The 25,819-nt window shown below is 39.8% G+C and carries 26 protein-coding genes; 4 read left to right on the top strand and 22 right to left on the bottom strand.

The genetic code is table 11. From position 1 onward, the window contains the following. Window positions 1-91: 91 nt before the first annotated feature. Complete coding sequence (locus tag MUO15_RS00430) at window positions 92-1,270, top strand: IS256 family transposase (RefSeq protein ID WP_245029549.1); 1,179 nt, start codon at window positions 92-94, stop codon at window positions 1,268-1,270. A 199-nt stretch (window positions 1,271-1,469) separates the two neighbouring features. Next, a complete protein-coding gene (locus MUO15_RS00425) occupies window positions 1,470-2,363 on the top strand; it encodes a plastocyanin/azurin family copper-binding protein (protein ID WP_245032561.1) in 894 nt (297 codons plus the stop codon). A 145-nt stretch (window positions 2,364-2,508) separates the two neighbouring features. Here MUO15_RS00425 and MUO15_RS00420 read toward each other — a convergent pair whose 3' ends face one another. The 4 genes from MUO15_RS00420 to MUO15_RS00405 all read right to left on the bottom strand — a co-directional run bounded on the left by MUO15_RS00420 (window position 2,509) and on the right by MUO15_RS00405 (window position 6,388). Next, window positions 2,509-3,075: a hypothetical protein gene (locus MUO15_RS00420; RefSeq protein ID WP_245032559.1), complete on the bottom strand. Its 567-nt coding sequence runs from the start codon at window positions 3,073-3,075 to the stop codon at window positions 2,509-2,511. A 347-nt stretch (window positions 3,076-3,422) separates the two neighbouring features. Beyond that, entirely contained in the window at window positions 3,423-3,626 is a 204-nt protein-coding gene (copZ, locus tag MUO15_RS00415) for a copper chaperone CopZ (RefSeq protein WP_245032557.1), read from the bottom strand. A 23-nt stretch (window positions 3,627-3,649) separates the two neighbouring features. Next, window positions 3,650-6,055 carry a heavy metal translocating P-type ATPase gene (locus MUO15_RS00410; protein ID WP_245032555.1) on the bottom strand — a complete coding sequence of 802 codons (2,406 nt, stop codon included), beginning with the start codon at window positions 6,053-6,055 and terminating at the stop codon, window positions 3,650-3,652. 15 nt (window positions 6,056-6,070) lie between these two features. After that, window positions 6,071-6,388, bottom strand: a complete 318-nt coding sequence (locus MUO15_RS00405) for a metal-sensing transcriptional repressor (RefSeq protein ID WP_245032553.1) — start codon at window positions 6,386-6,388, stop codon at window positions 6,071-6,073. Between the two features lie 149 nt (window positions 6,389-6,537). On the opposite strand from MUO15_RS00405, the gene MUO15_RS00400 reads away from it, so the two are divergent. Both MUO15_RS00400 and MUO15_RS00395 read left to right on the top strand, forming a co-directional pair. Then, window positions 6,538-7,194 carry a DUF4396 domain-containing protein gene (locus tag MUO15_RS00400; protein ID WP_245032552.1) on the top strand — a complete coding sequence of 219 codons (657 nt, stop codon included), beginning with the start codon at window positions 6,538-6,540 and terminating at the stop codon, window positions 7,192-7,194. A 422-nt stretch (window positions 7,195-7,616) separates the two neighbouring features. Continuing rightward, a complete protein-coding gene (locus MUO15_RS00395) occupies window positions 7,617-8,210 on the top strand; it encodes a class F sortase (protein ID WP_245032551.1) in 594 nt (197 codons plus the stop codon). A 537-nt stretch (window positions 8,211-8,747) separates the two neighbouring features. Here MUO15_RS00395 and spoIIP read toward each other — a convergent pair. The 18 genes from spoIIP to MUO15_RS00305 form a co-directional block, all read right to left on the bottom strand. Then, the gene (gene spoIIP / locus MUO15_RS00390) at window positions 8,748-9,899 is read right to left on the bottom strand and encodes a stage II sporulation protein P (RefSeq protein WP_245032550.1); all 1,152 of its coding nucleotides are present in this window, start codon (window positions 9,897-9,899) and stop codon (window positions 8,748-8,750) included. Between the two features lie 290 nt (window positions 9,900-10,189). Further along, window positions 10,190-12,046: a copper-translocating P-type ATPase gene (locus MUO15_RS00385; protein WP_396266335.1), complete on the bottom strand. Its 1,857-nt coding sequence runs from the start codon at window positions 12,044-12,046 to the stop codon at window positions 10,190-10,192. 346 nt (window positions 12,047-12,392) lie between these two features. Continuing rightward, complete coding sequence (locus MUO15_RS00380) at window positions 12,393-13,064, bottom strand: response regulator transcription factor (RefSeq protein ID WP_245032549.1); 672 nt, start codon at window positions 13,062-13,064, stop codon at window positions 12,393-12,395. After that, complete coding sequence (locus tag MUO15_RS00375; protein ID WP_245032547.1) at window positions 13,061-14,443, bottom strand: HAMP domain-containing sensor histidine kinase; 1,383 nt, start codon at window positions 14,441-14,443, stop codon at window positions 13,061-13,063. Before MUO15_RS00375 ends, MUO15_RS00380 begins: the two co-directional genes overlap by 4 nt. Window positions 14,444-14,645: 202 nt before the next feature. Beyond that, a complete protein-coding gene (gene lgt / locus MUO15_RS00370) occupies window positions 14,646-15,461 on the bottom strand; it encodes a prolipoprotein diacylglyceryl transferase (protein WP_245032545.1) in 816 nt (271 codons plus the stop codon). 75 nt (window positions 15,462-15,536) lie between these two features. Further along, window positions 15,537-16,247 carry a cytochrome c biogenesis CcdA family protein gene (locus tag MUO15_RS00365; RefSeq protein WP_245032544.1) on the bottom strand — a complete coding sequence of 237 codons (711 nt, stop codon included), beginning with the start codon at window positions 16,245-16,247 and terminating at the stop codon, window positions 15,537-15,539. Beyond that, window positions 16,240-16,791, bottom strand: a complete 552-nt coding sequence (gene resA / locus MUO15_RS00360) for a thiol-disulfide oxidoreductase ResA (RefSeq protein ID WP_245032542.1) — start codon at window positions 16,789-16,791, stop codon at window positions 16,240-16,242. Before resA ends, MUO15_RS00365 begins: the two co-directional genes overlap by 8 nt. Window positions 16,792-16,896: 105 nt before the next feature. Further along, a complete protein-coding gene (locus MUO15_RS00355; protein WP_245032540.1) occupies window positions 16,897-17,823 on the bottom strand; it encodes a F510_1955 family glycosylhydrolase in 927 nt (308 codons plus the stop codon). Between the two features lie 167 nt (window positions 17,824-17,990). Continuing rightward, entirely contained in the window at window positions 17,991-18,551 is a 561-nt protein-coding gene (locus MUO15_RS00350) for a hypothetical protein (RefSeq protein ID WP_245032538.1), read from the bottom strand. A gap of 210 nt (window positions 18,552-18,761) precedes the next feature. Beyond that, window positions 18,762-18,917 carry a hypothetical protein gene (locus MUO15_RS00345; RefSeq protein WP_245032536.1) on the bottom strand — a complete coding sequence of 52 codons (156 nt, stop codon included), beginning with the start codon at window positions 18,915-18,917 and terminating at the stop codon, window positions 18,762-18,764. Window positions 18,918-19,008: 91 nt separating this feature from the next. Next, window positions 19,009-19,224 carry a hypothetical protein gene (locus MUO15_RS00340; protein ID WP_245032534.1) on the bottom strand — a complete coding sequence of 72 codons (216 nt, stop codon included), beginning with the start codon at window positions 19,222-19,224 and terminating at the stop codon, window positions 19,009-19,011. Window positions 19,225-19,521: 297 nt separating this feature from the next. Next, entirely contained in the window at window positions 19,522-20,283 is a 762-nt protein-coding gene (locus tag MUO15_RS00335) for a hypothetical protein (RefSeq protein WP_245032532.1), read from the bottom strand. A 168-nt stretch (window positions 20,284-20,451) separates the two neighbouring features. Then, entirely contained in the window at window positions 20,452-21,396 is a 945-nt protein-coding gene (locus MUO15_RS00330) for a toprim domain-containing protein (RefSeq protein WP_245032530.1), read from the bottom strand. 74 nt (window positions 21,397-21,470) lie between these two features. Then, window positions 21,471-23,450 carry an ImmA/IrrE family metallo-endopeptidase gene (locus tag MUO15_RS00325; protein ID WP_245032528.1) on the bottom strand — a complete coding sequence of 660 codons (1,980 nt, stop codon included), beginning with the start codon at window positions 23,448-23,450 and terminating at the stop codon, window positions 21,471-21,473. Beyond that, window positions 23,437-23,718, bottom strand: a complete 282-nt coding sequence (locus tag MUO15_RS00320; protein ID WP_245032526.1) for a hypothetical protein — start codon at window positions 23,716-23,718, stop codon at window positions 23,437-23,439. The genes MUO15_RS00325 and MUO15_RS00320 overlap by 14 nt, the downstream gene beginning before the upstream one ends. A 35-nt stretch (window positions 23,719-23,753) precedes the next feature. Next, window positions 23,754-24,209 carry a hypothetical protein gene (locus MUO15_RS00315; protein WP_245032524.1) on the bottom strand — a complete coding sequence of 152 codons (456 nt, stop codon included), beginning with the start codon at window positions 24,207-24,209 and terminating at the stop codon, window positions 23,754-23,756. Between the two features lie 10 nt (window positions 24,210-24,219). Next, window positions 24,220-25,383 carry a MobP2 family relaxase gene (gene mobP2, locus MUO15_RS00310; protein WP_245032522.1) on the bottom strand — a complete coding sequence of 388 codons (1,164 nt, stop codon included), beginning with the start codon at window positions 25,381-25,383 and terminating at the stop codon, window positions 24,220-24,222. Then, window positions 25,380-25,637, bottom strand: a complete 258-nt coding sequence (locus tag MUO15_RS00305; RefSeq protein ID WP_245032520.1) for a hypothetical protein — start codon at window positions 25,635-25,637, stop codon at window positions 25,380-25,382. Before MUO15_RS00305 ends, mobP2 begins: the two co-directional genes overlap by 4 nt. Between the last annotated feature and the right edge of the window lie 182 nt (window positions 25,638-25,819).

The following is a 25,819-nucleotide window of genomic DNA, read 5'->3' as shown; positions in this document are numbered from 1 at the left end:
TAAATAGAATTCTTTCCAAATAGAAAAAGGAAGACCTTTTCTTGTAGAATTAAGTCACCACAACCAATCCAAAGAAAAGAGGTCTTCCCTTATGGATCATTTTACATCAGATATTATACAAGCTCTAGTGAAAAAAGAGGATATATCGGAAATCTTTCGCAGCCACCTGGAAAGCGCGGTGAATACGCTGCTTCAAACGGAATTGACAGCCTTCTTAGACTACGAAAAGTATGATCGTCTAGGCTTTCATACCGGAAACTCTCGCAACGGCTCTTATTCCCGTACCTTAAAAACCGAGTATGGTGAGCTTGAGATCTCCATCCCTCGTGATCGAAATGGAGAGTTCAAACAACAAACAGTGGCTCCTTATAAGCGCACCAACGATACCCTGGAGTCCTTCGTCATACATATGTTCCAAAAGGGTGTCACCATGTCCGAAGTATCCAATTTGATTGAACGAATGTATGGCCACCATTATACGCCCCAAACGATTTCAAACATGACCAAAGCGATCGGCGAAGAAGTAGAAGCATTTCGCCAACGAACTTTATCCAAGCGTTACGTATGCGTTTATTTAGATGCGACCTTTCTTCCCGTCAAGCGAGATACCGTATCCAAGGAAGCTGTCTATATTGCCGTTGGAATTCGGGAAGACGGATCTAAAGAGGTGCTCGCTTACACGATTGCTCCAACCGAATCTGCGTACGTTTGGAAAGAGTTAATTGAGGATATTCAAGCTCGTGGTGTTGAGGAGGTGCTCCTTTTTATTTCGGATGGATTAAAAGGGATCAAAGAAAGCATTTATTCGGTGTTCCCCAAGGCCAAGTACCAAACCTGTTTCGTCCATGTTTCCCGTAATATCGCCCATAAAGTCCGTGTTTCAGATCGAAAAGAAATATGTGAAGACCTGAAGACCCTTTACCGTGCGGATAATAAAGAGAAGGCTGAGGAAGCGATGGAAGCATTTATAGAGAAGTGGAAGAAATCATATGCGAAGGTCACTCAATCCCTTAGCGATAACCAGGATCTTTTCACGTTTTATGACTTCCCCAAGTCCATTCGAAAGAGTATCTACTCCACCAATTTAATCGAGTCCTTCAATAAGAAGATCAAGAAATACAGCAAGCGCAAAGAGCAGTTCCCCAATGAAGAATCACTGGACCGATTTCTCGTCACTCAGTTCGAAGAATACAACCAGCGTTTCGCAACACGTTGCCACATTGGTTTTGATCAAGCAAGGTCTGAAATAGCAGAAATGTTTAACGAGTAACAGCAGCTACAAGAAGAGGTATATGGTTATTTACACAAAATTATTGACAGTCCCCTGTGTAGTTTCATTACATGTCATAAATACTTAACATTGTTAATCATTTGTAACAAATATAACTGGTACTTAGACCCTTGAATATTTTCCTTTAAAACATACATATAATTAAACATACTGGACAAGGCAGAAAGGGGAACCAACATTGGGCACAACGTTATATTTGATACTTGTAATCATTCTCTTACTCGCGGGCGTATCTGTTAGCAAGACTGTTTATTACAGAAAGAAAGTGACTTGTATGACCGGCATGATGATTGCGATGACGCTCGGAATGAGTGTCGGTCTAGTGATGGGGTTAATTTTAGGGATTCTTTTTTCGGGTAACTTATTCCTATCAACGGTATTGGGAATGCTTGCTGGCATGATAGTAGGTTTTTTGGCTGGTTTACCCATTAGTATTATGGCAGTGCTTGATGGTCTGCTATCCGGTCTCATGGGTGGGATGATGGGGGCTATGCTTGGTGAAATGATAACGCCAGAGTATCGTGACGCCATTGTAAAAATAATGTTTATAGTATTCCTTGCTACTATGCTACTCCTTCTCTATATGATACAAAAAGAAGTAAAGAAAAGTGACACACCCTTGTTTAGGAATCCATTTATAACGGTGGCGCTTTTCGGGTTAATCTTTGTTGTATTTAATCAATTAGGTCCTATTTTCCCTCAAACCATATCGGGCCAACAAGAGCATTTAGAACATAACGCTAGGAATAAGAATTTATTAATTAAAGCTGATGAATTCACCTTTTCACCTAATAAGACGAACATAAAAGTGGGGGAGAAAGTAACGTTATTATTGGATAACAACTGTGAAATAGAACACGATTTGGAAATTAAAGACCTTGCGATAGAGGGATCTGAGGAAAATAACACCCATGATCATGGTCAGGGGAGTGATGAAATACATGTCCATGCTGCACCCGGAGAAGAGAAAAGTGTCTCCTTTATTCCTGTTGAAAGTGGCACATATCGTTTTGTTTGTACGCTGCCAGGACATAAAGAATCAGGGATGTTTGGAACGATTAAGGTTTCCTGAGAAAGGAATCAAATACCAGATTCATTGCAAAAGACGGCATAATATAACGCTGGCTAGATAACTACCTCAGTAATCAAATCTCAAGAAAATACCAAACAGCTTGCTTCCCTTTTCATAAGGTATAGCAAGCTACATTCTTACAGCTCTATTGTTGAGGGTATTGTTGCTCCCCATACTTGTGATTCTTCATTGCACCAATGGGCGGGGTATTGTTCAAGGGACTTATCGAATTGGTTTGCTCTAGGTTTGTTGCTTGTGGAGGATTTAACCAGCCCAACTGTTGTGCAAGCATTTCATATTGGTTACCAATATGTGACTGCTGCATAGCCATTCCACTATGAAGTTGTTTCACCTGTTGATTTTTCATATCATTAGAAGAAACAAAATTGTCTTTAGCCATTGCATTTGCAGTAAAGTGAGCATCAAAAGCCATATCACGATCCACCAAACCAATATCAACAGAGGAAGTTTGTTTTCCGCCATTTAAAGTACTTTGAGGGATTGATGGAAGAGTGACTGGGCTTGTATTATTTGGATCCAGAAGCTGGTTCATAACTTTCACATGGTTTTTCAAAATGCCAATTTGTTGTTCTAACGTATGAATAAATTGTTGGTTCTTTGCATGATTCAAATAAAGTTCCAATCTTTTAATAATGCCTTTATGAGCATCAAGGTGATTAGCCATAAGACCTACATCAACAGTGTTTAGCACAGAATACCACTCCTAAGAAGTTTTTTTATCTTTTTCCTATTGTGACTAATCTATACGAAAGGTTTTTTGATCGTGGTAATAACCGATATTCTTACACAGGTACTATTTCCAACTTACTAGTGCCCCCTTCCTATTACTACTTACCTTTTCTTAAATTACCAGGGAAGGAGTTCCCGGTGTTACTTCTTATTCATCAATATTATACAAAATCTGTATGGGGAGATGGTCCAAGGACTGCAAGCTAAATCATATGTATGTTAAGACCCAATTTTAATTGTAGAAAAAAGCCCTTAGATAGATCACTTCTATCTAAGGGCTTTTTCATGCGGTATCAATCATTGCCCCTGTTAGGAAACAACATCATACCCTTGTTCTTCGATGGCCTCTTTCATTTGGACATTACTTACATCGTCCTCATGAGAGACATCCACTTTACCTGTAGAAAGATCAACATTTACATCTTGGACACCGTTTAATTCCTTAAGTGCTCCTTTTACTGAGGACTCACAATGACCACAAGTCATTCCTTTTACGTTTAATGTTGTTTGCATCGTACATCTTCCCTTCATATAATTTATATTTTCGCTCGTTTCAAACGCAGCGAATTACTAACGACACTGACGGAACTAAACGCCATCGCTGCACCAGCGACCCAAGGAGCCAACAACCCTATTGCGGCAATTGGAATACCAGCAGAATTGTAAGCAAGCGCCCAAAACAAGTTCTGGCGAATATTTTTCATCGTTTTCCGACTGAGGATGATCGCCTTACTGAGATGTTCAAGGTCACCGCCGATCAGTGTAATATCTGCCGTTTCAATGGCTACATCTGTACCGGTTCCGATGGCGATGCCGATATCAGCCGTTGCTAAGGCAGGAGCATCATTAATTCCATCTCCGACCATGGCTACTTTTTGTCCCTGTTGCTGAAGTTCTTTAACCTTCTCGGCTTTTTCTTCGGGTAGTACTTCAGCAAATACGCCATCAATGCCCACCTGTTCGGCAATGGCCCGTGCTGTTCGCTCATTATCGCCGGTAATCATAAATACATCGATTCCAAGTGATCTCAAATCACGGATTCCTTGCTTAGACGTTTCCTTTACCGTATCAGCGACGGCAACATAACCTTTAATCGTACCGTCTATGGCAATGAGCATGGCCGTTTTGCCCTCTTCCTCAAGTTGAGATAACGTCACTTCATGCTCCTCAAAGCTAATCTTTTCACGATTCATCAGCTTTCTAGTTCCAACGAATACTTGCTTTTCGTCTATTTGGGCTTGAATCCCGTATCCAGGTATAGCTTCAAACTGGTCAGCTTCTTTTATCTCTACATCGTTTTCTTCCCCATATTCCACGATCGCTTCCGCCAATGGGTGCTCCGATGCTTTTTCTGCTGTAACCAGGTCAGCTAATAACTCATTTTCATCATTTCCAAACGCAACAAAATCTGTAACTTCAGGTTTTCCTTTTGTAACCGTACCCGTTTTATCAAGTAGAACGGCGTCTAATTGTTGTGTCCCTTCTAGATATTCACCTCCTTTGAAGAGGATTCCCTGCTCGGCTCCTTTACCGGTACCAACCATAATGGATGTTGGTGTGGCAAGACCTAGTGCACAAGGGCATGCAATCACTAGTACTGCAATCGCAGCTTCAAGTGCTAACGGTAGCTCACCAGGAGAAACCAACAAGTACCAAGCTAGAAATGTAATCACTGCAATACCAACAACAATCGGTACAAATATACCGGAAATCACATCAGCCGTCCGTTGGATGGGCGCTTTCGAACCTTGAGCTTCTTCTACAATTTTTACAATCCCTGAAAGGGCCGTGTCTTTCCCGACTTTCTCCGCTTTCATTTGTAACGTACCGTTTTTATTAATCGTTGAACCAATAACGGTATCTCCTTCATATTTCTCTATCGGTAAAGATTCACCGGTGATCATGGATTCATCAATCGAGGATTGGCCTTTCGTTACGCTTCCATCAACAGGAATCTTCTCTCCCGGTTTAACAAGTAACACGTCACCCACCTGTACTTGTTCAACAGGTACCTTTTCCTCTTTCCCATCACGCAGGACCGTCGCTTCTTTCGCCTGCAAATTAAGAAGTTTCGTGAGTGCGGCCGTGGTTCGGCCTTTGGCAAGGGCCTCAAACAATTTTCCTACTAAAATCAGGGTGATCAGTACTGCGCTTGTTTCAAAGTATAACTCCGGCATAACGTCAGGATTCAGTTGCCAACGAATGGCTTCGACCACACTGTAAAAATAAGCTGCGGACGTTCCGAGTGCAACGAGTACATCCATGTTCGCACTCTTGTTACTCAAAGCTCGGTAAGCTCCGAGGTAAAAAGGTGCACCAATATAGAACTGAACCGGTGTTGCGAGTAAAAATTGAAACCATGGGTTCATCAGTAGTTCAGGAACCGGTATGCCAAGATCCCACGGCAAGTGGGCTACCATTGTGTACAATAATGGCAGGGAAAGGATGACCGAAATCCATAGATGCCTTTTCTTCTTTTTGATTTCCTCTTCTTTATGATCCTTTTGTTCCTCTCGATCTTTTTTAACGACAGCTTCATAACCGAGCTTCTTCACTTTTTCAGTAATATCATCAAGAGAAACGAAGCCTGGATCATATTCAACAACGCCGGCTTCCGTGGCCAGGTTCACGTTGGCCGTTTCAATGCCTGTCATTCTACTTAAGCCTTTTTGAATGCGTGTGGAACATGCTGCACACGTCATCCCATGGATATCGAGTTCAACTTTTTCTTTTTGGACACCGTATCCAAGCTTTTCAATTTTTTCGGTAAGATCATTGGGTTGAACGTGATCCTCGTTATATTTTATTTGGGCGTTTTCCATGGCAAGGTTCACATTGGCCTCAACGCCATCCATTTTATTCAATACTTTTTCAATACGCGTGGCACAGGCAGAGCACGTCATGCCTGTAATTCCAACATTGACATTCTTTTGTTCACTCATCGATTTCATGCCCCCTTATTTGGAGAACTGCTGAACAACTTTCATGAGTTCATCAATAGCCTCTTCGCCTTCTCCTTTTTCTATCGCATCTGCAACACAGTGATGTGTATGCCGCTCCAATAATGTGTATCCTACTTTATTTATTGCTTTATTTATCGCCGAAATTTGCACAAGGATATCCACGCAATAACGGTCATTTTCCACCATCTTTTGAATCCCTCTTACTTGGCCTTCAATTCGCTTCAATCGATTTAACACGGCCTGCTTCTCATCATCTGTTCTAGGAGTTACTGGCTGTTTTCCACTATTTTCAGGCAAAACATTCTCTTCCATTATTTATGACGCCTCCTTTTTTTACAATATACCCTATACAGGTATTATAAGTCAATAGATATTTACCTTAATAATTAAAGGCACTATATGTTTATATAAATACTGATACTGGGTATATATTATACAAATAATTAATAAGAGGTGATCTAATGTTAACCCTTATTTCGTGGGTTGCGCTAGGAATAGGTTTTTTATGTTCCATAATCATCATAGTCGATGTTTTAAAACATCCTCAGATGATGAAAATTATGAATTTTGTTTGGCCAATCAATGGGTTATTCTTTGGACCGTTTGCCGTATGGACTTATTTTAAATGGGGCCGGTTAAAAGCCAAAAATTTAGATATAGAAGATAACAGAGGAAGACCAGCAAAAGTTTTTACATCTACCAGTCACTGTTCTTCTGGTTGTACATTAGGTGATGTGGTAGGCGTTCCGATTGTGTCTTTAACAGCGATGACGATAGCGGGATCCACATTGTTTGCCCACTATGCCATTGAATTTATTTTAGCCTATGTATTTGGTATTATTTTTCAATTTTATGCCATTTATCCAATGAATAAAGATCAAGGCGCTATGGAATCTATTAAAGCTGCCATTAAGGCTGATTCTTTAGCCTTGATCGCATTTGAGGTGGGTATGTTTGGGTGGATGGCGATTGTGCATTATGTATTGTTTATCACTCCCCCAAAACCAATTGAACCAACGTATTGGTTTATGATGCAGATTGCTTTAGTTTTAGGCTTCCTGACCAGCTATCCTGCCAATTGGTGGCTGGTCAGGAGAGGTATTAAAGAGGAAATGTAGCGATTCACTAGAAGAAAAAGTATTGTTGTATATTATTTATGAAGTAAGAGGATAAACAAACTACAGGGGGCCTATTAATAATAAAATGTAATTGAAGTGCAGGCCTGATTCCTGTTCTTCATGACGCCTAAGTGATGGCAAGAGGAGCTATTATGAAACCCCTGGCTAAAAATCAAGTTTCTAGGGAAGTTTGAGGCTTTAGATTAGAAAGGGAATAAACCCTTAACTATCGCCAAGACAACCATCCCAAAAAATCAAAAAAGTTCGAAAAAAAGTGATCCGATTTCCATCCACTCACGATAGCAAAGTAAGAAAACAAGTAGAACAAAACCTGAAGCTAAAGAAAAAAAAGCATACCAAACTTTCCAGAACGGAGGGGAAAAAACCTCTCTTCTTTTTATAAATAAGAAAAGGTGATGGGTATGAAGTGGAGAACGTATTTTACCATTATAGGCTTAGCGGCCCTCCTGCTTGCAGGGTACAACTCAAATGTGTGGGCGAATTTCAGCTCTTCCTATGATGCAACCAAAGAAGAGGACTCAGGAAGTGAGGCTTCTGATCTCTCACTAAGATCAGAAGAATTTACCGTCGTTGATAAATCGGGGGACATCAAAGAGATGGACTTCGAAACCGAAAGACCAGATACGAGCAACGGAATCGTCCCTACCAATGTGAAGGTTCCAAGTATCGGTATCGACGCACCTGTGAATGAAGTAGGGGTACTTGAAAACGGACAAATGGGTGTACCGAAAAATGATGCAGTTGCAGGCTGGTTCAAGCCAGGAACGAAACCAGGAAACACAGGAAACGCCGTCCTCGCCGGACATGTTGATAACCAATCAGGCCCAGCCGTATTCTACTACTTGAAAGATCTGCAAAAAGGCGACGAAATCATCGTCACAAACGAAGAAGGCAAAGAGCTGACCTACGTTGTCCAGAAGTCGGAAAGCTATCCACCGACGAAGCGCCTATTAAAGAGATCTTCGGAAAAACAGACAAGAAAAGGCTTAACTTAATCACCTGCACCGGAGTCTTTGACGATGAAAAGAGAACCTATCTGGACCGACTCGTCGTTTATTCTGAGCTGAAATCATCAGAGAAAGTTGGAGAATAACCACAAAATACAAATTATAATATTGAAGCATCGACCAGTGTCAAAGTAAACGGAACCTTCGTTATACGGCACGCTGTACGTGTAGACGGTGTCGCAGGTTACCTCGTATACACAGTGAAAATGGAGGAGACTTCGAAAAAGTCGCAAGTATCTTCGAACACGAACGCAAAACATATACCGATCCTAAAGCATCGAAATACACTTACTATGTAACAACGGAATACTTGGATGGAACCGAATCCGACCCATCCAACGCCGGCAAATCCGAATAACATGCAATCTACACCTAAAACCATGAATATCACTATTTAACATTAACCTCCACCTCGCGACATCCAGATTATAGATGTTCTGAGGTGGATTTTACATGATTGCAGAATTAGAGCAAATGCTTTTATTCAGAATCCGGGCCGGGGTATTGTTCATTTTACTGGTAACATTAATTCGCATTTACCTTCTCTGCATCACCTCGATAATAGGTGGAAAAAACCTCTGCAAAAGCCTCAATCGAGTTATACAGTTCGTTTAAGTTATTCTCAACCCCACCAAACTCTAGCAGCATGGCACGGTTCGTTAGATCTTGGTTGTAGACCCCGTTCCCTTCTGATTTCGTTTTAACAAAAACTCCTCGGCTAATTCCAGGATATTTTTGTTCAAGTGCCGCATTAATCTCCTTAGCAACTTCTAAATTTTGCCCGAACTTTTTATTTTCTTTACCGACTATGAAAAAGAGTCGTGCATAGTCTTTTCCATTTATCGTCGTCGTGGTAATACTTCTAGGCTGAGAATCTCGATGGATATCAATTAAATATGATAAGTTATCGTTTTGTGCAAGAGCTTCTTGAACAAGCTCTCTTGAAAAATCGTATGAATGAGTATAATCCAAATTGTTCTCTTTTAAACCCCTCGTTACGTTTGTTTTATCATGTTTGACGCCTATTCCTCGGCTTTCTAATTCTTCTTTCAATTTGGTGCCCACTGCTATGACATTGACTTTTTCATTAGTGCTAGATGCATTTTGAGGGTGCTCACTTTTGATTAAAGGTTTAAAAGCTTCCCAGCTGTGTGAATGATAGATAAAAACAGACTTTTCGGAGATTTCCTCGATTTTTTGCGGAGGACCCTCCTCTTCAGCTAAATCTAGCTGGCTTTTGTTGACCTCTTGGTTCTGTAATTGTTCTTCAGTTGGTGGAAGGGATTCCACCGGAAGAGTACTTAAATCAGTTCCTTTACCGGCTATGGCAATTTCAGTGTGATAACGTTCAAGTCCTGGGATCTCTCTTCCTAACAAACTACGGATATCTCCAACATCTACGTTTATAGCCATTTCCATCCAGTCAAACTGTTTCGTTACCTTGTCAGAATAATGCACCCTTAAAGGTGTCATCTCCTGGGCCATGATAAAAAGTGCCGCCTCCTCAGGCGCTACCTTTGAAATGGAATAAATAAAAGGAGAAACAAAATATTCCTTTAATCCAGTACTTGTGATTAGCGTAACGATTAGGTAGAGAATAACAATCATAGGCAGAGTATATTTGATAATTAGTCGCATAGATTTTGAAATGAAATAAGTAGGGCGTTGTTTATGCATTTATATCTCTCCTAAACTAACAATTTAATAGTTTAGTCTATGCGATTCTACTAACATATATTAATCAAATTATCCTTGTAACTACATTCTTTTAACTGTTGGAATCTATTCAATTCAGATTTATCAGACATATATTATCTTTATCAAACATATTTGTTTCTTTCATTCTATAGTGATAGCAGTCCTCTTATTGACGGGAGCATATCTAACACCATCATAAAAAACAGGTTGGAGTGTCTATCCTCCGACCTGTTTTTTAATAATTAGCAGCTATTTACTTGGTTAGTCACCTACGCTTTAAGTAACTTGGCATTGATGGCCACAACAATGGTACTCAAGCTCATGAGAATGGCTCCAACTGCTGGACTTAAAATAATTCCAATAGGTGCAAGGATGCCTGCTGCTAATGGAATGGCTACGATATTATATCCTGCTGCCCACCATAAATTTTGAACCATCTTCTTATACGTGTTCTTAGATAATTCTACAATCGATACAATATCTTTTGGGTTACTCTTAACGAGTACGATGTCTGCAGTCTCCACAGCCACATCCGTACCACTTCCAATAGCTATTCCTACATCAGCTGTTGCTAAGGCAGGTGCATCATTGACTCCATCCCCTGTCATCGCAACCTTTCTTCCATCTGACTGCACTTTCTTCACTTGGTCTGCTTTATGATCTGGCAACACCTCAGCATACACCTCATCCATATCCAACTGTTCAGCGACCCAATCGGCCACTTTCTGGTTGTCTCCTGTCAGCATAATGGAATGGATGCCTTTTTCCTTAAGTGCAGATATGGCTTCTTTCGCTGAATCCCGAACCATGTCAGCTAAAGCAACCATGCCGGCTAATTGACCATCGAGGACAACAAATACAACGGTTTTCCCTTCTTCAGAAAGATTTTCAAAAGGTGATGTATCATAGGAAATATTTTCATCTTTCATATATCCTGGGCTGACTACTTTTACATTTTTTCCAGCGACATCACCTTGCAAACCTTTTCCTGTCATCGATTCAAAATTTTCTACAGCATCTAGGGAAACATCTTCATTCTCAGCTTTTTGGATAATACCTCTTGCTAAGGGATGCTCAGAATTCTGTTCAGCACTTGCCGCCCAATAAATCACGTCATTGGCCTCATACCCTTGTGCAGGGATCACATCTGTAACGCCAAACTCGCCTTTGGTGAGTGTTCCTGTTTTATCAAAAATGACAGCATCTAAATTACGTGCATTCTCAAATTGGGTGCGATTCCGGATTAAAAGACCTTTTTTTGCTGAAATGGCCGTTGAAACAGCAACAACTAATGGTGCTGCCAGACCTAAAGCATGCGGACATGTAATGACCATGACCGTCACCATTCTTTCGACAGCTACATCAATAGTTGATCCGATAGCGATCCAAATAATAAAAGTAGTAATCCCTGCCGCTAATGCTAAATAGAACAGCCATTTTGCAGCCCGGTTGGCTAGGTCCTGAGCACGAGATTTCGAACTCTGTGCTTCCTTTACTAAGTTAATGACTTGAGAAAGGTACGTGTCATCTCCCGTATTTTTCACTTGAATCGTGAGACTTCCTTCTTTGTTGATCGAACCACCGATGACTTCATCTTCCTGATTCTTTTCTACCGGCACAGACTCCCCTGTTAGCATCGATTCATCTATAGCAGATTTACCTTCCAGAATGATACCGTCAACCGGGATTTTTTCACCGGGCTTCACTAACACATGATCTTCATTACTCAGTTCATGAATCGGTACATCCTCTGTCTCCCCATTTTCGTTTACTCGGTGAGCCTCACTAGGCATTAACTTGACAAGTTCTTGTAACGCATTGGAAGCCCCCATAACCGACTTCATTTCAATCCAGTGACCAAGCAGCATGATATCCACCAAGGTTGCAAGTTCCCAGAAAAAGTTACGGCCTTCCCAGCCAAAAACGACCATAGAACTGTAGCCATAAGCGACGAAAATGGCGAGACCAATCAAGGTCATCATCCCTGGATTCTTATTTTTCAACTCGTCAATAGCCCCTGTCAGAAATGGCCAGCCGCCATAAAAAAATACAAAGGTAGCTAAACCGAATAACACATACTGATCATATGAAAAGGAAAATTCCAAACCGATGAAATCCTGTATCATCGGGGATAGAAAGAGAATGGGGATCGTGAAAATCAAGGATATATAAAATCGTTTTTTAAAATCTTCCACCATGTGTGCGTGATGATCGTGGTGGTCGTGGCCTTCGTGTCCATCCTCTTCGTTATGGTTATGATTTTCGTGGCCCTCATGGTGCTCATGTGCTTCATGAGAAAGTTCGTCTCCATTACCTTCTTGTTCCTTATGGTGATGTTCGTGTTCTTTTGGCACTCTAAAAACCTCCTATATGCATTATTTATGTTCACCTATGCCGCCTGCTTTTATACTCATACCCTACACGGGTATAAAAGAAACATAAATAAGCTATGCATTTAGAAAAGAATTTATCTTAGCTTACCCATTTGTATCCAATTCCCCAGACAGTTTTTAGATGCTTATCTATCGGAAACCCTTTTTGTCTAATCTTTTCCCTTATATTGCGGACATGCGAATCAATAGTCCTGCTTTCTGTTTCTGAATCACTGCCCCAAATCAACTCCAAGAGGTGCTCTCTGTCGTATACATGATTAGGTCGTTTCATTAAGAGCCCTATCAATTGAAATTCCTTAGGAGTAACATTAATTTCTTTATCGAGGTATAGAAGCTGGTAGGTATCTTGCTTCCAAATTAAGCGATCATAGACCAACACATTCTGTTCCTTCCCACCCCGACGCAATTGTGTCTGGATACGTGCCAACATAATATCCTCATCGAAGGGTTTCGTAATATAGTCATCTGCCCCCGCTTTTAAACCACGGAGGATATCTTGTTTTTGGTCCTTGGCCGTAATCATGATGATAGGAATATCCGTGATTTCCCTAATACGTCGACATGTTTCAAAACCATCCATATCTTTCATCATAATATCAAGTAAAATTAAGTCATAGTGATAAGTTTTAAATAATGACAACGCTTTGTGACCACTTAATACTTTGTCGCATTGAAACCCATAGGGCTCCAAATACAGCCCCAGTAAGTCCAGCATTCTTCGTTCATCGTCTACTAGAAGTAACCTCTTCACTCTTCTTCCTCCTTTGGCCAATGCATGATGATCGATAGCCCTCCATGTTTTAGATTTCGTGCAAATACCCTCCCCTCGTGGACCTCCACAATTTCTTTAACAATGGCTAAACCTATTCCTGAACCACCATAGGCTCTTGACCTTGATTTTTCTAGACGATAAAGCCTGTCAAAAAGGTAAGGCAAGGATTCTTCTGGGACACCAGGCCCTTCATCCGTTACAGTTATCACTACATAACTATCTTCTGCTAAGACACGAATAGAAATAGTAGATTTCTGAGGACTATATGTAATGGCATTGTCTATGATGTTGTTCATCACCTGTTGAAAACGTGTTTCATCAATATATATAGATACACCGTCAGGACAGCTGATATACAACTCTATCTCTTTCTCTTCTAACAAAGGATACATACGATTTCTAACTTGTCTAAGTAATGGGAAAATAACTTGTTTTTTTCGCTGGATAGAAAAAGAATTCTCGTCGATTCTTGCTAGTTGGAACAGTTGTTCTACCATATTTGTAAGATGTTTGGCCTCTTCTTTAATAATAGTTAAGTATTTCTGTCTGTTTCCTGAATCCATTTCAGGTTTGGAAACAATATCAGCATACCCTTTCAAATAGGTCAGAGGTGTTCTCAATTCATGCGCGATGGATGATAAAAATTCATGTCGTTCGTGTTTTAATCGGTCTAAGTCCTTACCCAATCGTGTGATGGACTGAGCGAGTACTCCAAGCTCATCATTGTGACTATATTTTAAGTCTATCCTCGTTTCTCCCTTACTAAGTTTCTCCGTCTCTTCTTTCATGTGAATCAGGGGTTTTGTAATGAGCTTTGTCAGAATATAGACGGTAACGATGGTGATCACTAAGGTAATACCCATAACTAAGATGAATTGATTTGATAATTGTGAAATAATTTCAGAAATAATGAAAGAAGGTGAGAACATGTACACGTAGCCTTCTAATTCTCCTCCTACCTTTATAGGAGATAGTGTGGCAACATAAGGCTCTGTTTTCCACCTTTTTTCAATTACTCTTCCATGGTGAGTCAGGTTACCTAATGGAAGGTTAATCAGTTCTCTCATACCAGGTTCTAATTCAGTAGAAGCAGCAATTATTTCCCCTCTCGTATCAGTTATAACTACATCTGTCATAGCCTCTGATTCCATCAGAGCTACATGAGCAAGGGTAGAAGGGTCAAAGTTATTTTCAAGTACATCCCGATGCCCTCCGCCCCTAGCTAACAAACCATTCAACACTTCATCAATTCTCTGGTTTGACAAATTTGTGTACAGAACAAAAAATAAAATCAATTCAATAAGCACCATTAAAATTAAAAATAGAAACCCTAGTTTCAGTGAAATTTTATTTTTCATATGTACTCCTTTTAAAAACTTGTTCCTAATTACGAATCAAAGGTTCTTTAACTTCCTTGGTTTTCATTCCAATCGAAAACGCAATGGAGTTATGAAACTCCGAACTATAGCTATTCAAACCCTGCATTAGTAACAATATGTTTTTAGTTGGATATGCATTGCTACACTAATTATTGGATTACTGGGCGTAACATAGTTAGTATTACTCTTCATATTCAGGCAAAGGCTCTTTGAATTTTCTTCGATACCACCAAAAAAGAAGACTACCTATTATAAGCAAGATTGATATTACCTGGGCCATCCGTAGAGAGGAAGTTAACATTAAACTGTCTGTACGCATCCCTTCTATGAAGAATCTTCCGATTGAATACCAGATTACGTAACTAAGAAAAAGTTCTCCTTGCCTCAAACTCACCTTTCGTCTCAGAAAAAGCAAGAGGACGAGACCCGCAACATTCCATATCGATTCATATAAGAAAGTTGGGTGATAGTAGGTTCCTTCGATGTACATTTGGTTAATAATCCAATCTGGAAGGGAGAGACTTTCAAGAAAACCCCTTGTAACAGGTCCTCCATGTGCTTCTTGATTCATAAAATTACCCCAACGACCGATCGCCTGTCCCACTAATAATCCGAGTGCAGCTACATCTACCATTTTCCAAAAAGGAACTCTTTTCTTCCTTGCGTAAACTACTGTTGTTAGGACGGCTCCAATCAACGCTCCATGTATAGCAATACCGCCTTCCCAAATGGCAAAAATATCCCACCAAGACCCTCCAACATAACGATCCCATTCAAACACAACATAATAGATTCTTGCAGATACAATTGAAATCGGAATAGCATAAAGAACTAAATCCATAAAGTGATTCTTATCGATACCTACACGTTCACTTTCCTTTAAGGTGATATATAAACCTAAAGATGCCCCTAGTGCGATAATGATCCCGTACCAATAAATAGTGAGGGGACCGAACTCGATAGCTACCCGACCTAACGGTTCAATGGATGATTCCATATCATCACTCCTTAGTTTTTACCATTTGGTATTAAAAGTTGGAACTACAAGTCAGAATAACTCTTTTATTAGCACTCAGAATCCCGTCCATCCCCCGAAAAATTCGTTAGTTATAAATGAAGTCAGTTGGGTCATCCATCCAAAAAATAAAAAGACCCCCATAAAAATCATGGCATATCCTCCAAATTTCACAACTTTTCTATTATGCCTCTTGATCCACTTTAAACGTCCAATAAACAGTGCCATGATAAGAAACGGAATAGAAAATCCTAGTACATAGCTAATCATATAGATGACTGCCTGGTTCGGAGATGACACACCAAGTGCGATAACTGCAGCAAGGATAGGTCCCGTGCATGGTGTCCACCCCGCCGCAAAAGCCATTCCTACAGCACTTGATCCAACATACCCTTGAGGACGATTTTTAAAGGAGACTTTATAATCTCTCATGAAGAGTCCTGGCTTAAAGATTCCAACCGTAACTAGACCCAAAAAGATAATTAGAATAGCCCCTAATTGCCGGATCAGATCATCGTAGCGAATAAACCATCCTCCAATCCATGAAGTAGAAAATCCTATGGCAACAAAGATAACCGAGAATCCACCAAGGAAAAATAATGTGTGTAGGAGGGGCTGTTTTTGAGTCAACAGGTTTTTAGTTTTCAATTCATCAACCGACATTCCTGTTATGTACGATAAAAACGCTGGGTACAGAGGTAAGCAACAGGGGGAGATAAAGGATAAAAACCCCGCACCGAACGCCAACAATATATTGACATCAGCCATTCGAACTTCTCCAATCGTTTGGCTGTATTCTCTTCATATAATCATGGATTTCTTTCTCCGTCATCCCAGCAGTGATACGATCAACGACTTTCCCATTCTCATCAATCAAAAATGTTACTGGAATGGGGCCAATACCATAAATATCTAGCAATTGCTCCCCGTGGTCCATTAGAACAGGAAATGTCATTCCTTTACGCTCTACAAATGATCTTACCGTTACCTCACTTTCTCCCACATCCACGGCCAACACTTTTACACCTTTATCTTTAAAATACTGATATTGACTTTCAATATAAGGCATCTCTTTCTCACAGGGTTTACAGTATGTAGCCCATACATTTAAGAAAACCCCTTGTCCTCTATAATCACTTAATTGTATGGTTTCACCAGAGAGTGTCTCCAAATTAAAGTCAGGTGCCATGTCCCCCGCATTAACAACACCTGAACCCTTTGTAAAATTTTGGTATAGAACAAATCCAATTATAAGAGCAAATACGCTTAAAATCGAAACACGCATGATGAATCGTTTCTTGCGATTCTTCACACTAGACACACCTTTCTTTATTCATCATTTAGAATTATTTTTTATTGCGTACCTATCCAAACCTATTACGGACTAAAAAATCACGGTCTAAAGACTAGTGACTTTTTAGTTTATAATTGTTTCCCCTTCCTCCAAAATTTGGGTCCACGTTTGGCCACTATCTTTTGACACAAAACTACTCCCATTAACGGTGAAAATCGCTATCTTTTCATTTTGTTTGGGGGGTTTAGCTACATACATCAGAGCATCTTCTTCGAGCTCGGGCAGTGGCAACTCCTGTTTCGATCCGTCGGACAAGCCATAAGCCTTAAAGGATTGTCCCTCATTATTATAGATACCATAATATAACTTCTCTTTTGTAAAAAACAAGCCACTTCCTTGCCCTTCTTCTGAGATCAACTTAAATGTATCTCCCGCGTCTCTACTAAGATAAATTCCAGTCTTTGTGGCGACAGAAACCATCTGTTCATTGTCCGGATGAACAGCAATTTGAAAGATGTTTTCTGGCAAGTTTTCAGCCCTTAATTTCTCCCATGTCTCTCCATCATCGAAGCTTCTATAAAGTCCTAGATCCATTAGTGAGTTCGCGCGTTGATTTAGTACATAAATCGAATGATTTCTATAACCTACACCCATGGCATGGAAATCACTTTCACCTTCTAATGCCAGGCTTTTTAGCCCCTTATCAATACCTGCTGCCTTTTGGATACCAATAGGGTTGGGTAAATTACTTTCCTGCCCTGGATGACCAGAAGTATAAAAACCCTCGTCAACCACATTAAAGCCCATATAATCGTTTTTATGTGAGGTTGTTTGGGCCCACTTCTCATCCTGATAGAGTTTTAATCCGGTATGAGAAGCAAAGGCAAGTGTATCCTCATCTAAATATCCCATCCCATGAACATGTTCCACTTTTCCTTGGAAAGGAGACATTATCTCCTTAGAGGCCCCTTGATCGCTAGAGTCAGCCTGGCTACAGCCTGTTATAACAGTAATTAAAATGAGCGCAAAAAACAAAAATTTCTTCTTCATAAACATTCTCCTTAATAAGAGTTACTTTCTATAAAGAGTATAAACTGACTTTGTGGAGATTTTGTGAAGAGTCTATCAGGTACTCCTTTGGGGTTTTATGTAAAAAACGAATTCAATCCTGTATGCAATTTTTCAAAATGTTTAGCAGAAACTAAAAAGAACCCCTTTTACTTTAGGAGTCCCCATCCAGATTGAACTTTAGACATCTGTTTATTTTCACTATTAGAAGAAGTTGTTTCCTTATCACTTTTATTTTCTTTAGTACCAGGATTCGTGTAAATAGGAACCCCATAAATATGCTGTAGTAAGAAATATAGTTGATCAATAGCATTAAAATTAAGGCTTATTTCTTTGGGCGGCTTGTAATAACTCTCTGTGCAATAGTCTGATTCAATAAATACTAAATCCCCTCTGTTGAGAGCTATAATAGTAAAAGGGTCTTTAACAGCTAAAGTACATGGACGAAAGGTTTCTGTTAAATTACTGAACTTGCTTTTATTAAAGAAATCGTGTTTCTCATCTAACAAAATTAAATAATCATACAAACTTCTAATTGATTCCTCCCCACGTAAAGTCAAAGCTGTAGTTGGTTTTATATAGTGATCTCCCTCGGAAGATTTACTATAGATTGTCAAAGATGGTTGCACTTCTTCATTTTCAATATAACTTGCAAGATAGGACCAGCTATATTTACTTTTGCTTAGCATAATTGAAAATTTCCTAGTCAATTTTAATACCCCCATAACTTAACAGTTATTGAGAACATATGAGAGGCAAAATCAATGTAGACCATCTTAACACTAGCTCTTCATAATTTCTGTCATATTTCAGTAATAAAAACACATCAAATGAATGCTTTCCTCCAACTACCCTTCCTTTTAGATTGTGTAAGAGACATTTTTGTTTAGGGATAAAATTAGGTAGAATAAGCCCATTTATTACCTATTATTCTTATTTTTGTCATCATTTAATAACTCATCGATGTCTTTAATTAAAAGATCAGCTTCCTTCAATAAGTCTTTAGCAGATGTTACTTCCACCTGTTTTGCTTTTGGGAACAATTGAATAACATTTGAAGACTTCTGTTTGCTCATCATGGGGACACTCCTAATTGTCTATTCCTTATTATGGTATTATCCCGCATAAAAAAAAGAACTATCCAAATAAAAGGATAGTTCTTTTTGGTTAATTACTGTGAGCAAGGAATTTTTCCATTTCCTGTAGTTCACTTAAAAATTGTTCATGTTTTTGAGAAGATTGAGGATCTTTTTTTCTTGATTTAGAACCTAAAGTAATATCAATTCTCTTTTCCAATTCTTTGGCAGACTTTAATATATCCCAGGATGAGGTTACGGCATCGACTTTTTTAGTTTCTTTTCTTAATACTTCGGTTTTCATCATGTTTGCCCTCCTCTGATATGGTGTATTGAGAATGCCAGAAAGAGATGAGAGTGTATAATGTCTTAATGGATTCTTGTGTCTTTATTATACCATAATCGTTCTCGCGGTTGCTATCGTAATGGAAGCTATATACATATATTGTATTGTCCGTCATTCGAAAACGTTTTGAAACAACTTTTCTGTTATGAGATTCATCATCATATATTCCCTCTTTTTCGTCTAAATATGCACGAATAACAGCCCAATCCTCTTGCCCATCAGATAATTCGTCAATCTTTAGTTCAGTAGGTGTCCTTGTCAGACCATGGGATGAATCAAGAGTAAGCTTGTCCCTTCTTCCTTAAATAAAGAAAATTCACATACTATCATCAAATCATCTTTATCAAATGTTCCCTCAGTTATCCTTAAAATCGTACGGTTTAAGTGGCTTTGAAGGTTGATTTGATGGTTTAGAGATTTCCTCATAGAACTTACTGTCACTTTTGCCTTCTCTAACTCCTGGCGTAGGTTACTGTTCTCTTCCTCTTTTTCTTTGTTGTCTTTAATCATTTGAGCCAAGTGATCACTTGAATTTTGAATTAAATCCCTAATATAGTCGTATAGTAAATTAAACGTAAAGGGAGCAGATTCAACATACTTTGATACTAACTTTGTATGAATTACTTTTTCTAAATTTCTGAAAGCAGAGATATCAAAGTATTCATCATATATAGTTACTTCTCTCTTAAAATTTATCACAACCGATATGATAAAAAATACTATTGCAGCTATCCATAGTAGATTATTTAATAAATTACTGTTATTAAAAATAATCCCTATAATACCTAAGTGTTGTAGGAGAGATGAGGATGTAATTTTTGTTGTCACAGTACTTTTATCTTTCGGCATGAACGGAGTGTAATTAAATAAAGCCCTCAAGAAAGGCTTGAAAATCCAAAGTAGTGTGTTATTACGTTGTCTATTGTCCTCATCGCGGAGCAAACCTAATACTTCATCATAGTCCTTTCTAAGATTAGATATTGATGATAAGACTATGTCACTCTCACTAGTTCTATTCATCCAAGTACCTCCCCAATATCAAGCGAGTAATAAAACTAACCTGATCATTTATTTTGTTTCACAGTGATCAACAAGATTTCAAATTTACAATATACCACGGTTGCCATTTCAATGTATAAAGAATACCATATGGCTGCCCGTTCTGTACTACTAAATTAAAACACCACATTATCCCCGTTCTATTCCCAACTGATCCTTCCGACTTTCTTTTGCTGCATTTCCTAGTTTGTCTCTTTTCTTCAGCTCATCATTCCAATCTTTAGATGTTGGCAGGCTAGTACTACACAAGTTTTCCGTCATTACCCTTTGATATTTCTTGGCAAAATTATAACCAGCTTTATCATTATCAGTACAAAAAGTTACATGACGAACCGTATGACCTTCTTTCCCCAAGCGTTTGATCTCATCGATCATCGTTTGGCGTTTTAAGCCGGACATGGAAACTAAGCGAGTATTTTGAAGCCTTGCTTGCTTAATACTCCAATAAGATAGAGCATCAATCGGACTTTCAAATAAGTAAATTGAATTCGGCTTTCCAATATCTATTGAAAAGCCAGCTGATCCGTGGCTATTTCTATCAATTCCTTTAAACATATTACCATCTTTCATCGGGATAGTACCTTGACGATCAGCACCAACGATTTCTCCACGTTGCTTCCACTTAAATATGACATTGCCGAGCTTGTCTTCTGCAATTAAATCTTTTTGATCAAGCCATTCGACGATTTTAGGGTGGATCTTCCGTTCCTTAGTGAGATAGTCTTTGGCTTTCTCTTTGCCGGCTACCTCATACTGCTCGGGATAGTAATAGGGTTCTTTCGATTTTCTCTCTTGTCCATCGGTTTTCATTTTATAACCTTGAGCATTTAAATCTAACACAGCTTCTGGAAAACTCATGCCATAAAACATTTTGGCAAAGTTTATCACACCAGCCCCCTTTTCCTCCCGCGAGTTCCAGGCATACATTTGATCTTTAATCACTAAGCTGTCATGTTTTTGATGGCGGTAATACCTTCCTTCTCTTTTCAACGGTTCTCCTTTACGCTGCAAGTAGTCTATCAAATCTACATTTCGTGCGATTTCCACTTGTGACGCGCTTACATGCTTCACCATGCAGCACTTCCTCCTTTTTGAATGTCAATGTCAAATAGAAAAAATTAAAAAAGACAGGGAATAAAACTCCCTGTCTAGCGTTCCATTTCAACTTTTTGCCGTTGCTTTTTATGCTTTGGTTGGGAAGGTCCCTGTTTACTTTCATCTGCTTTTTCTTCTACAGACTTGCCTTTCCTCTTTTCTCCGGTTTTCCCCTTCTGATCGCTAAATGCCTGATCTAATGTCCTTTCTACCTGGACTAAACGTTGTTGACCATGTTCGGATAACGGCAGCTCTTTTAATTCCTGCAGTGATTCTTCTTTTAGTTTATAAACGGATTCCATGCTCTGTGTCATTTCAAAGACACGCATTTGGTTCAGACGTTCTTGTCGATCGTTGCTTTCCTCTTGATCCAGTCCCTTGCCTACCTTCGGTTCAATAAAGTTCATCAACTCTTTTTTATAGGCATCTTTATAGGCTTGGTTATCGAGTTCATTCTCCCCTTTTTCCTTTTCAGCTTTGGGTTCAAAAGGGCTCTCGTTTCGTTCAGTTGTGCTGACTTGCCGGCGGTACATGTCACGTAGCTTCTCCGACGGTAGTTTTTTCTCTTCCCGCTTTGGTTCTTTTTCGATGGATGGGTGTGATCTTTGTAAAGAAGGGTGCTCCGGAGCTACGTTGTTTGCATCGGCTTCCTTGAATGTTTCAGAAGAGATTGAAATGCCTTCAATCGCCTTCCTCATAGAATAAGGCAATGTTTCCGGGTTCTTTTGGTGTTCGGGACTAAGAGCGACATAGGCACCCTTGCCCTTTTCGTTAGCTTGATTAAATTTTTTGACCAGCTCATCTTGCTTAACTTGCGGATAACTGATGTTCCCTAACGGTTTGATTTCTTTTTGCTCTACCTGTTGTGTGGCTACGTCTATAAGACTTTCCATGGATACGGTTTTAACATTCTGACTCTCTTTATTTACCAGGATGATCATTTCTTGATAAGGTTTGGGATTTGGCAGTGGATCGAAGACTCCCTTTTCTTTCTCTTGGTTGTTTTCCTGCACCTGGATCTGTTGGCCCATATTCCGCTCTCTTTTTTCGTTGGACGGTGTTGTCATTTTCATGTCTTTATCCCCTTCCTGTTCTTTTTCCCATGAATCTTCAATCGTTGAAATAAACTCTTTGGCCGTTGTTTGAACTTCCTGCAATAACCCTTCATAATCCTTAAACTCATGATCTTTCGTCCACTGATGAAGGTAATCTAGGGAATAATCGGTGGTATCAATATTGAAATAGGACGACACCGTATAGGCTGTCATTTCTGCCTGAAATTCCTTTTCCGGCTTGGTGTAATGATCTCGTTTTTCTTCCGTGTGGAGCTTCGCATGCGTGAGTTCATGCAACAGGGTTTTCGTATCCTGACGTTCTGAGTTCCGAGGGTTGAGGGCGACTTCGCCTCTCTCGGTGTAACTCACTCCTTTGGCAGCCCCTAGCTCTTCATAAGGTTTAACGATTTGAATGTTGTTCTTATCCGCAATAGCCTCCATGCCTCGACGCAACGCATTATAGTTTTCGATCTTCCCATCGATCCATTTGTTCGGGAATATGTGAGGGAGGTCTTTTTGGGACGCACTCGTTTGGGACACATCAAAAACACTCCCGATAGAAAAAACAAGACGGCCCTCTCGTTTGTCGAGTTGACCGTCTTTAACCTGTTCCTTCTCTTGTTTGGTGGCGTGTTTTAAGGACTTCCATTCCCCTTCATTGTTTTTAAATTGCTGGCCCAATCGGTTCGGTACGAGAATTTTAATGCCTTGTTCACCTTTGTTAACAGGGAACCCTTTTTCTTTCCAAAAGGCAAACGAGCCAACAGCTTCAGCACCAGAAAACTGTGAATCAATAAGCGCGGTGTTCTTGGGGGAATACCGGTAAAACTTTCCCATAAAATCCAAATACTCTTTCAGCTGATCGGGCGAATGAAAGTGGTTCGAGATACGTTCTTCCATTCCTTCTGTCAGTCTATTGATCTCCTCTTGAACCTGTTCGGGTGACTTTTTGGGATAGGTACGTTTACTTTTGGCCATGAACATCACCTCCCTCGCTGATGTTCATGAGTTCTTCCATATCCTCTTCCTCATAGTTTGGATCTGTGTTTAACATCAGCTGCTTGCTCTTTTGATCGAACGGGATGAGTAAGTTTTCTTGATTAACCAAATGCTGCTCCACATCAGCCATTTCATCATCACTCAACGTTAAGGTGTATTCCTTTTGGCCAACTTCGATCACGAGCTCTTGGTTATCCCCTAAACTTTTAAACACGCCTACTTCATAACGGCTATTAAACAACATCATAAAATCTCCTCCTCTGGTCATTTTTACAATCTTAATTAATCGGCTAAATGCACCGATGGTTGGTTAGAGTGATGGGCTTGTGACTCCCTGGTGCTGATTCTTTTTTGCCTTTGGTTGCTGATTCGTTCTTCGACAGCTTCCTTGGCATCTTTCATCGCCTGACTTTCAAATATTGGAGTCGTCACACAACTTTCTAGGTTTTGATCCATCGCAAATCCATTCATCAATTCAAGCAGAACTTGCGTGTTTTTATCACTTTGATTGGCTGCCAACTTTAACCGTTTCATCTCATTGGAAAACACCTCCTGAAAACGTTGAGCCATCAACCCCATAACATACTCTTGGGAATGATCCTTGAATTGTTGTTCTTCCCACTCCGCAACCATCCGGTCCAAAGCTTCCCCTGGATAACGAATATGATGTTGTTCCTGGTACTCTTTAATTAATCTAATGGTTTCCTCATGGAGTGTTACATTTTGACGTTGCCTCATGATCAACAACCTACCTTTCTCTTTCAATGTCTCGTTCCAATTTCTGATGGTCCAAGTCGTTCATAAACTGCTCATAGGTTTGACCCATGGAGCGTTGAATCCTTCGAAACGATTGTTGTAAATGAACACCCGGAGGCACTGGTCTATGGGAAGAAAAATGACGTGGTTCATGAGCATGAATACGTTGGTTATCATAAGTTTTCATTTCTTGTAAGAACGCATTTCCCATTCTTTTATAGAGATCATCGATCTTGTTTTGTTTATAATGTTGATATCGTTTTTTGTCCTTTGGTCCATCCCCATAGGCTTGCTTTAATTCATTCACCTCTAGATCCAGTTTTCGATGCAGTTGCTTCATATCTTTTGGGTGATATTTGTTTAAGTACCTTGTCGTAAGTTCATCAATCTTCGATCGAATTGGATTCAGGATTTGATAGCCATAATGCCATTGGCGTTTATCTTGAGGCAAATGATTATACACGTCGAGGAACAAAGGTTTCATTTCTCTATTCCTCCATTTTGTGCTGCTATTTTCTTTCTTCGTATTTACCATATGATCCCGGATCAGCGAGTTAATGTGATTGCGTTCCTGCGCTCGATCTAACAATCCATTTACGACTTCACCTTTCATCGTATCTAACGTTTTCGGTTTTCGCTTACCCCGCTCCCGAGTCGGATTGGGTTCGACTGTGGCCACATGAATATGAATGTTATCGGTGTTATAGTGAATGGCCGCTGACCAGACAGCACTCTCTTGTAATCCTTCTTTTTTCATCATCGCCTGCATGGATTTTCGTGTCACTTGTTTTAAAGCATCTTCATCTAAAGTGTGGCTTTTGGAGTCATAAACGCCTCGTTTTTGAAGCCAATCATTATCAAACGTAATCACGTCCTGCCACATGATACTGTTCTTCTTTTGGGCTTGTTCAAATAATGATTTAATGCCTTGTTTTCCTTCCAGAGATAATCGATCCGATTGTTGTGTGAAGAGAGCCGATGTTTTATCGGGATCATCCATGTAGTGATTATACAAACTAAACATGGACCGATGTGCTTTCCCCTTTCCTTTGGCCTCTTCGCGGTCTACATATTGGACGTAATCTTCAAAGCCTTTCTTATTGGCGGTCACGAATTTTGTTTTTAAAACCACCCCAGGCGTAATGGTTTCACTCATGCTTCTTCACCCGGTTCTTCAAACTGTAAAAGGTCATTCATTTCTCGAATCGCTGTATAACAATGAGCCATCGCTTGAATGTTGCGATCAACCAACTGCTGAAGTCTTTGTTCACGATTATTCTCTTCTCGAAAGACAGCTAACTGATGCAGCTGTGCGTGTAAAAATTCTTGCCGACTCACTCCTTTTTCTTTGGCAAACTCGTCAATTTTTTGAACAGTTTTTGGATCCATATATCGAATTCTTATTTCCATGAAAATCCCTCCTCATGATTCAGGGTCTAAAACTAGTAAACAGAGAGAAGAGCATAAGGGGTTTTTGTTCCCACTTAGCGTGTGAATCCCGGCAGAGCCGGGCGAAACGAGGGCACAAGAAAATTCCCAAAAGTGCGGTCACTGTGTTGCCAAAATAGGAACAAACCTTCGTGTTTTGGTCT

It is taken from the genome of Halobacillus amylolyticus (genome assembly GCF_022921115.1).
GTDB classification, from domain to species: domain Bacteria; phylum Bacillota; class Bacilli; order Bacillales; family Halobacillaceae; genus Halobacillus_A; species Halobacillus_A amylolyticus.
The sequence above is the reverse complement of the archived record's forward strand: the minus strand, read 5'-3'. Positions and strand labels throughout refer to the sequence as shown.

What these genes read in the sequence shown, in the direction of transcription:
- MUO15_RS00320 (WP_245032526.1), bottom strand. Translation starts at nt 23,718, where the DNA reads ATGATGTTGTTTAATAGCCGTTATGAAGTAGGCGTGTTTAAAAGTTTA.
- MUO15_RS00385 (WP_396266335.1), bottom strand. Translation starts at nt 12,046, where the DNA reads ATGATACAGGATTTCATCGGTTTGGAATTTTCCTTTTCATATGATCAG.
- MUO15_RS00315 (WP_245032524.1), bottom strand. Translation starts at nt 24,209, where the DNA reads ATGAGGCAACGTCAAAATGTAACACTCCATGAGGAAACCATTAGATTA.
- lgt (WP_245032545.1), bottom strand. Translation starts at nt 15,461, where the DNA reads ATGGAATCATCCATTGAACCGTTAGGTCGGGTAGCTATCGAGTTCGGT.
- MUO15_RS00400 (WP_245032552.1), top strand. Translation starts at nt 6,538, where the DNA reads ATGTTAACCCTTATTTCGTGGGTTGCGCTAGGAATAGGTTTTTTATGT.
- MUO15_RS00340 (WP_245032534.1), bottom strand. Translation starts at nt 19,224, where the DNA reads ATGATGAAAACCGAAGTATTAAGAAAAGAAACTAAAAAAGTCGATGCC.
- MUO15_RS00305 (WP_245032520.1), bottom strand. Translation starts at nt 25,637, where the DNA reads ATGGAAATAAGAATTCGATATATGGATCCAAAAACTGTTCAAAAAATT.
- MUO15_RS00335 (WP_245032532.1), bottom strand. Translation starts at nt 20,283, where the DNA reads ATGAATAGAACTAGTGAGAGTGACATAGTCTTATCATCAATATCTAAT.
- MUO15_RS00375 (WP_245032547.1), bottom strand. Translation starts at nt 14,443, where the DNA reads ATGAAAAATAAAATTTCACTGAAACTAGGGTTTCTATTTTTAATTTTA.
- MUO15_RS00365 (WP_245032544.1), bottom strand. Translation starts at nt 16,247, where the DNA reads ATGGCTGATGTCAATATATTGTTGGCGTTCGGTGCGGGGTTTTTATCC.
- MUO15_RS00395 (WP_245032551.1), top strand. Translation starts at nt 7,617, where the DNA reads ATGAAGTGGAGAACGTATTTTACCATTATAGGCTTAGCGGCCCTCCTG.
- MUO15_RS00405 (WP_245032553.1), bottom strand. Translation starts at nt 6,388, where the DNA reads ATGGAAGAGAATGTTTTGCCTGAAAATAGTGGAAAACAGCCAGTAACT.
- spoIIP (WP_245032550.1), bottom strand. Translation starts at nt 9,899, where the DNA reads ATGCATAAACAACGCCCTACTTATTTCATTTCAAAATCTATGCGACTA.
- MUO15_RS00345 (WP_245032536.1), bottom strand. Translation starts at nt 18,917, where the DNA reads ATGAGCAAACAGAAGTCTTCAAATGTTATTCAATTGTTCCCAAAAGCA.
- MUO15_RS00355 (WP_245032540.1), bottom strand. Translation starts at nt 17,823, where the DNA reads ATGAAGAAGAAATTTTTGTTTTTTGCGCTCATTTTAATTACTGTTATA.
- MUO15_RS00430 (WP_245029549.1), top strand. Translation starts at nt 92, where the DNA reads ATGGATCATTTTACATCAGATATTATACAAGCTCTAGTGAAAAAAGAG.
- copZ (WP_245032557.1), bottom strand. Translation starts at nt 3,626, where the DNA reads ATGCAAACAACATTAAACGTAAAAGGAATGACTTGTGGTCATTGTGAG.
- MUO15_RS00325 (WP_245032528.1), bottom strand. Translation starts at nt 23,450, where the DNA reads ATGGCCAAAAGTAAACGTACCTATCCCAAAAAGTCACCCGAACAGGTT.
- MUO15_RS00410 (WP_245032555.1), bottom strand. Translation starts at nt 6,055, where the DNA reads ATGAGTGAACAAAAGAATGTCAATGTTGGAATTACAGGCATGACGTGC.
- mobP2 (WP_245032522.1), bottom strand. Translation starts at nt 25,383, where the DNA reads ATGAGTGAAACCATTACGCCTGGGGTGGTTTTAAAAACAAAATTCGTG.
- MUO15_RS00330 (WP_245032530.1), bottom strand. Translation starts at nt 21,396, where the DNA reads ATGGTGAAGCATGTAAGCGCGTCACAAGTGGAAATCGCACGAAATGTA.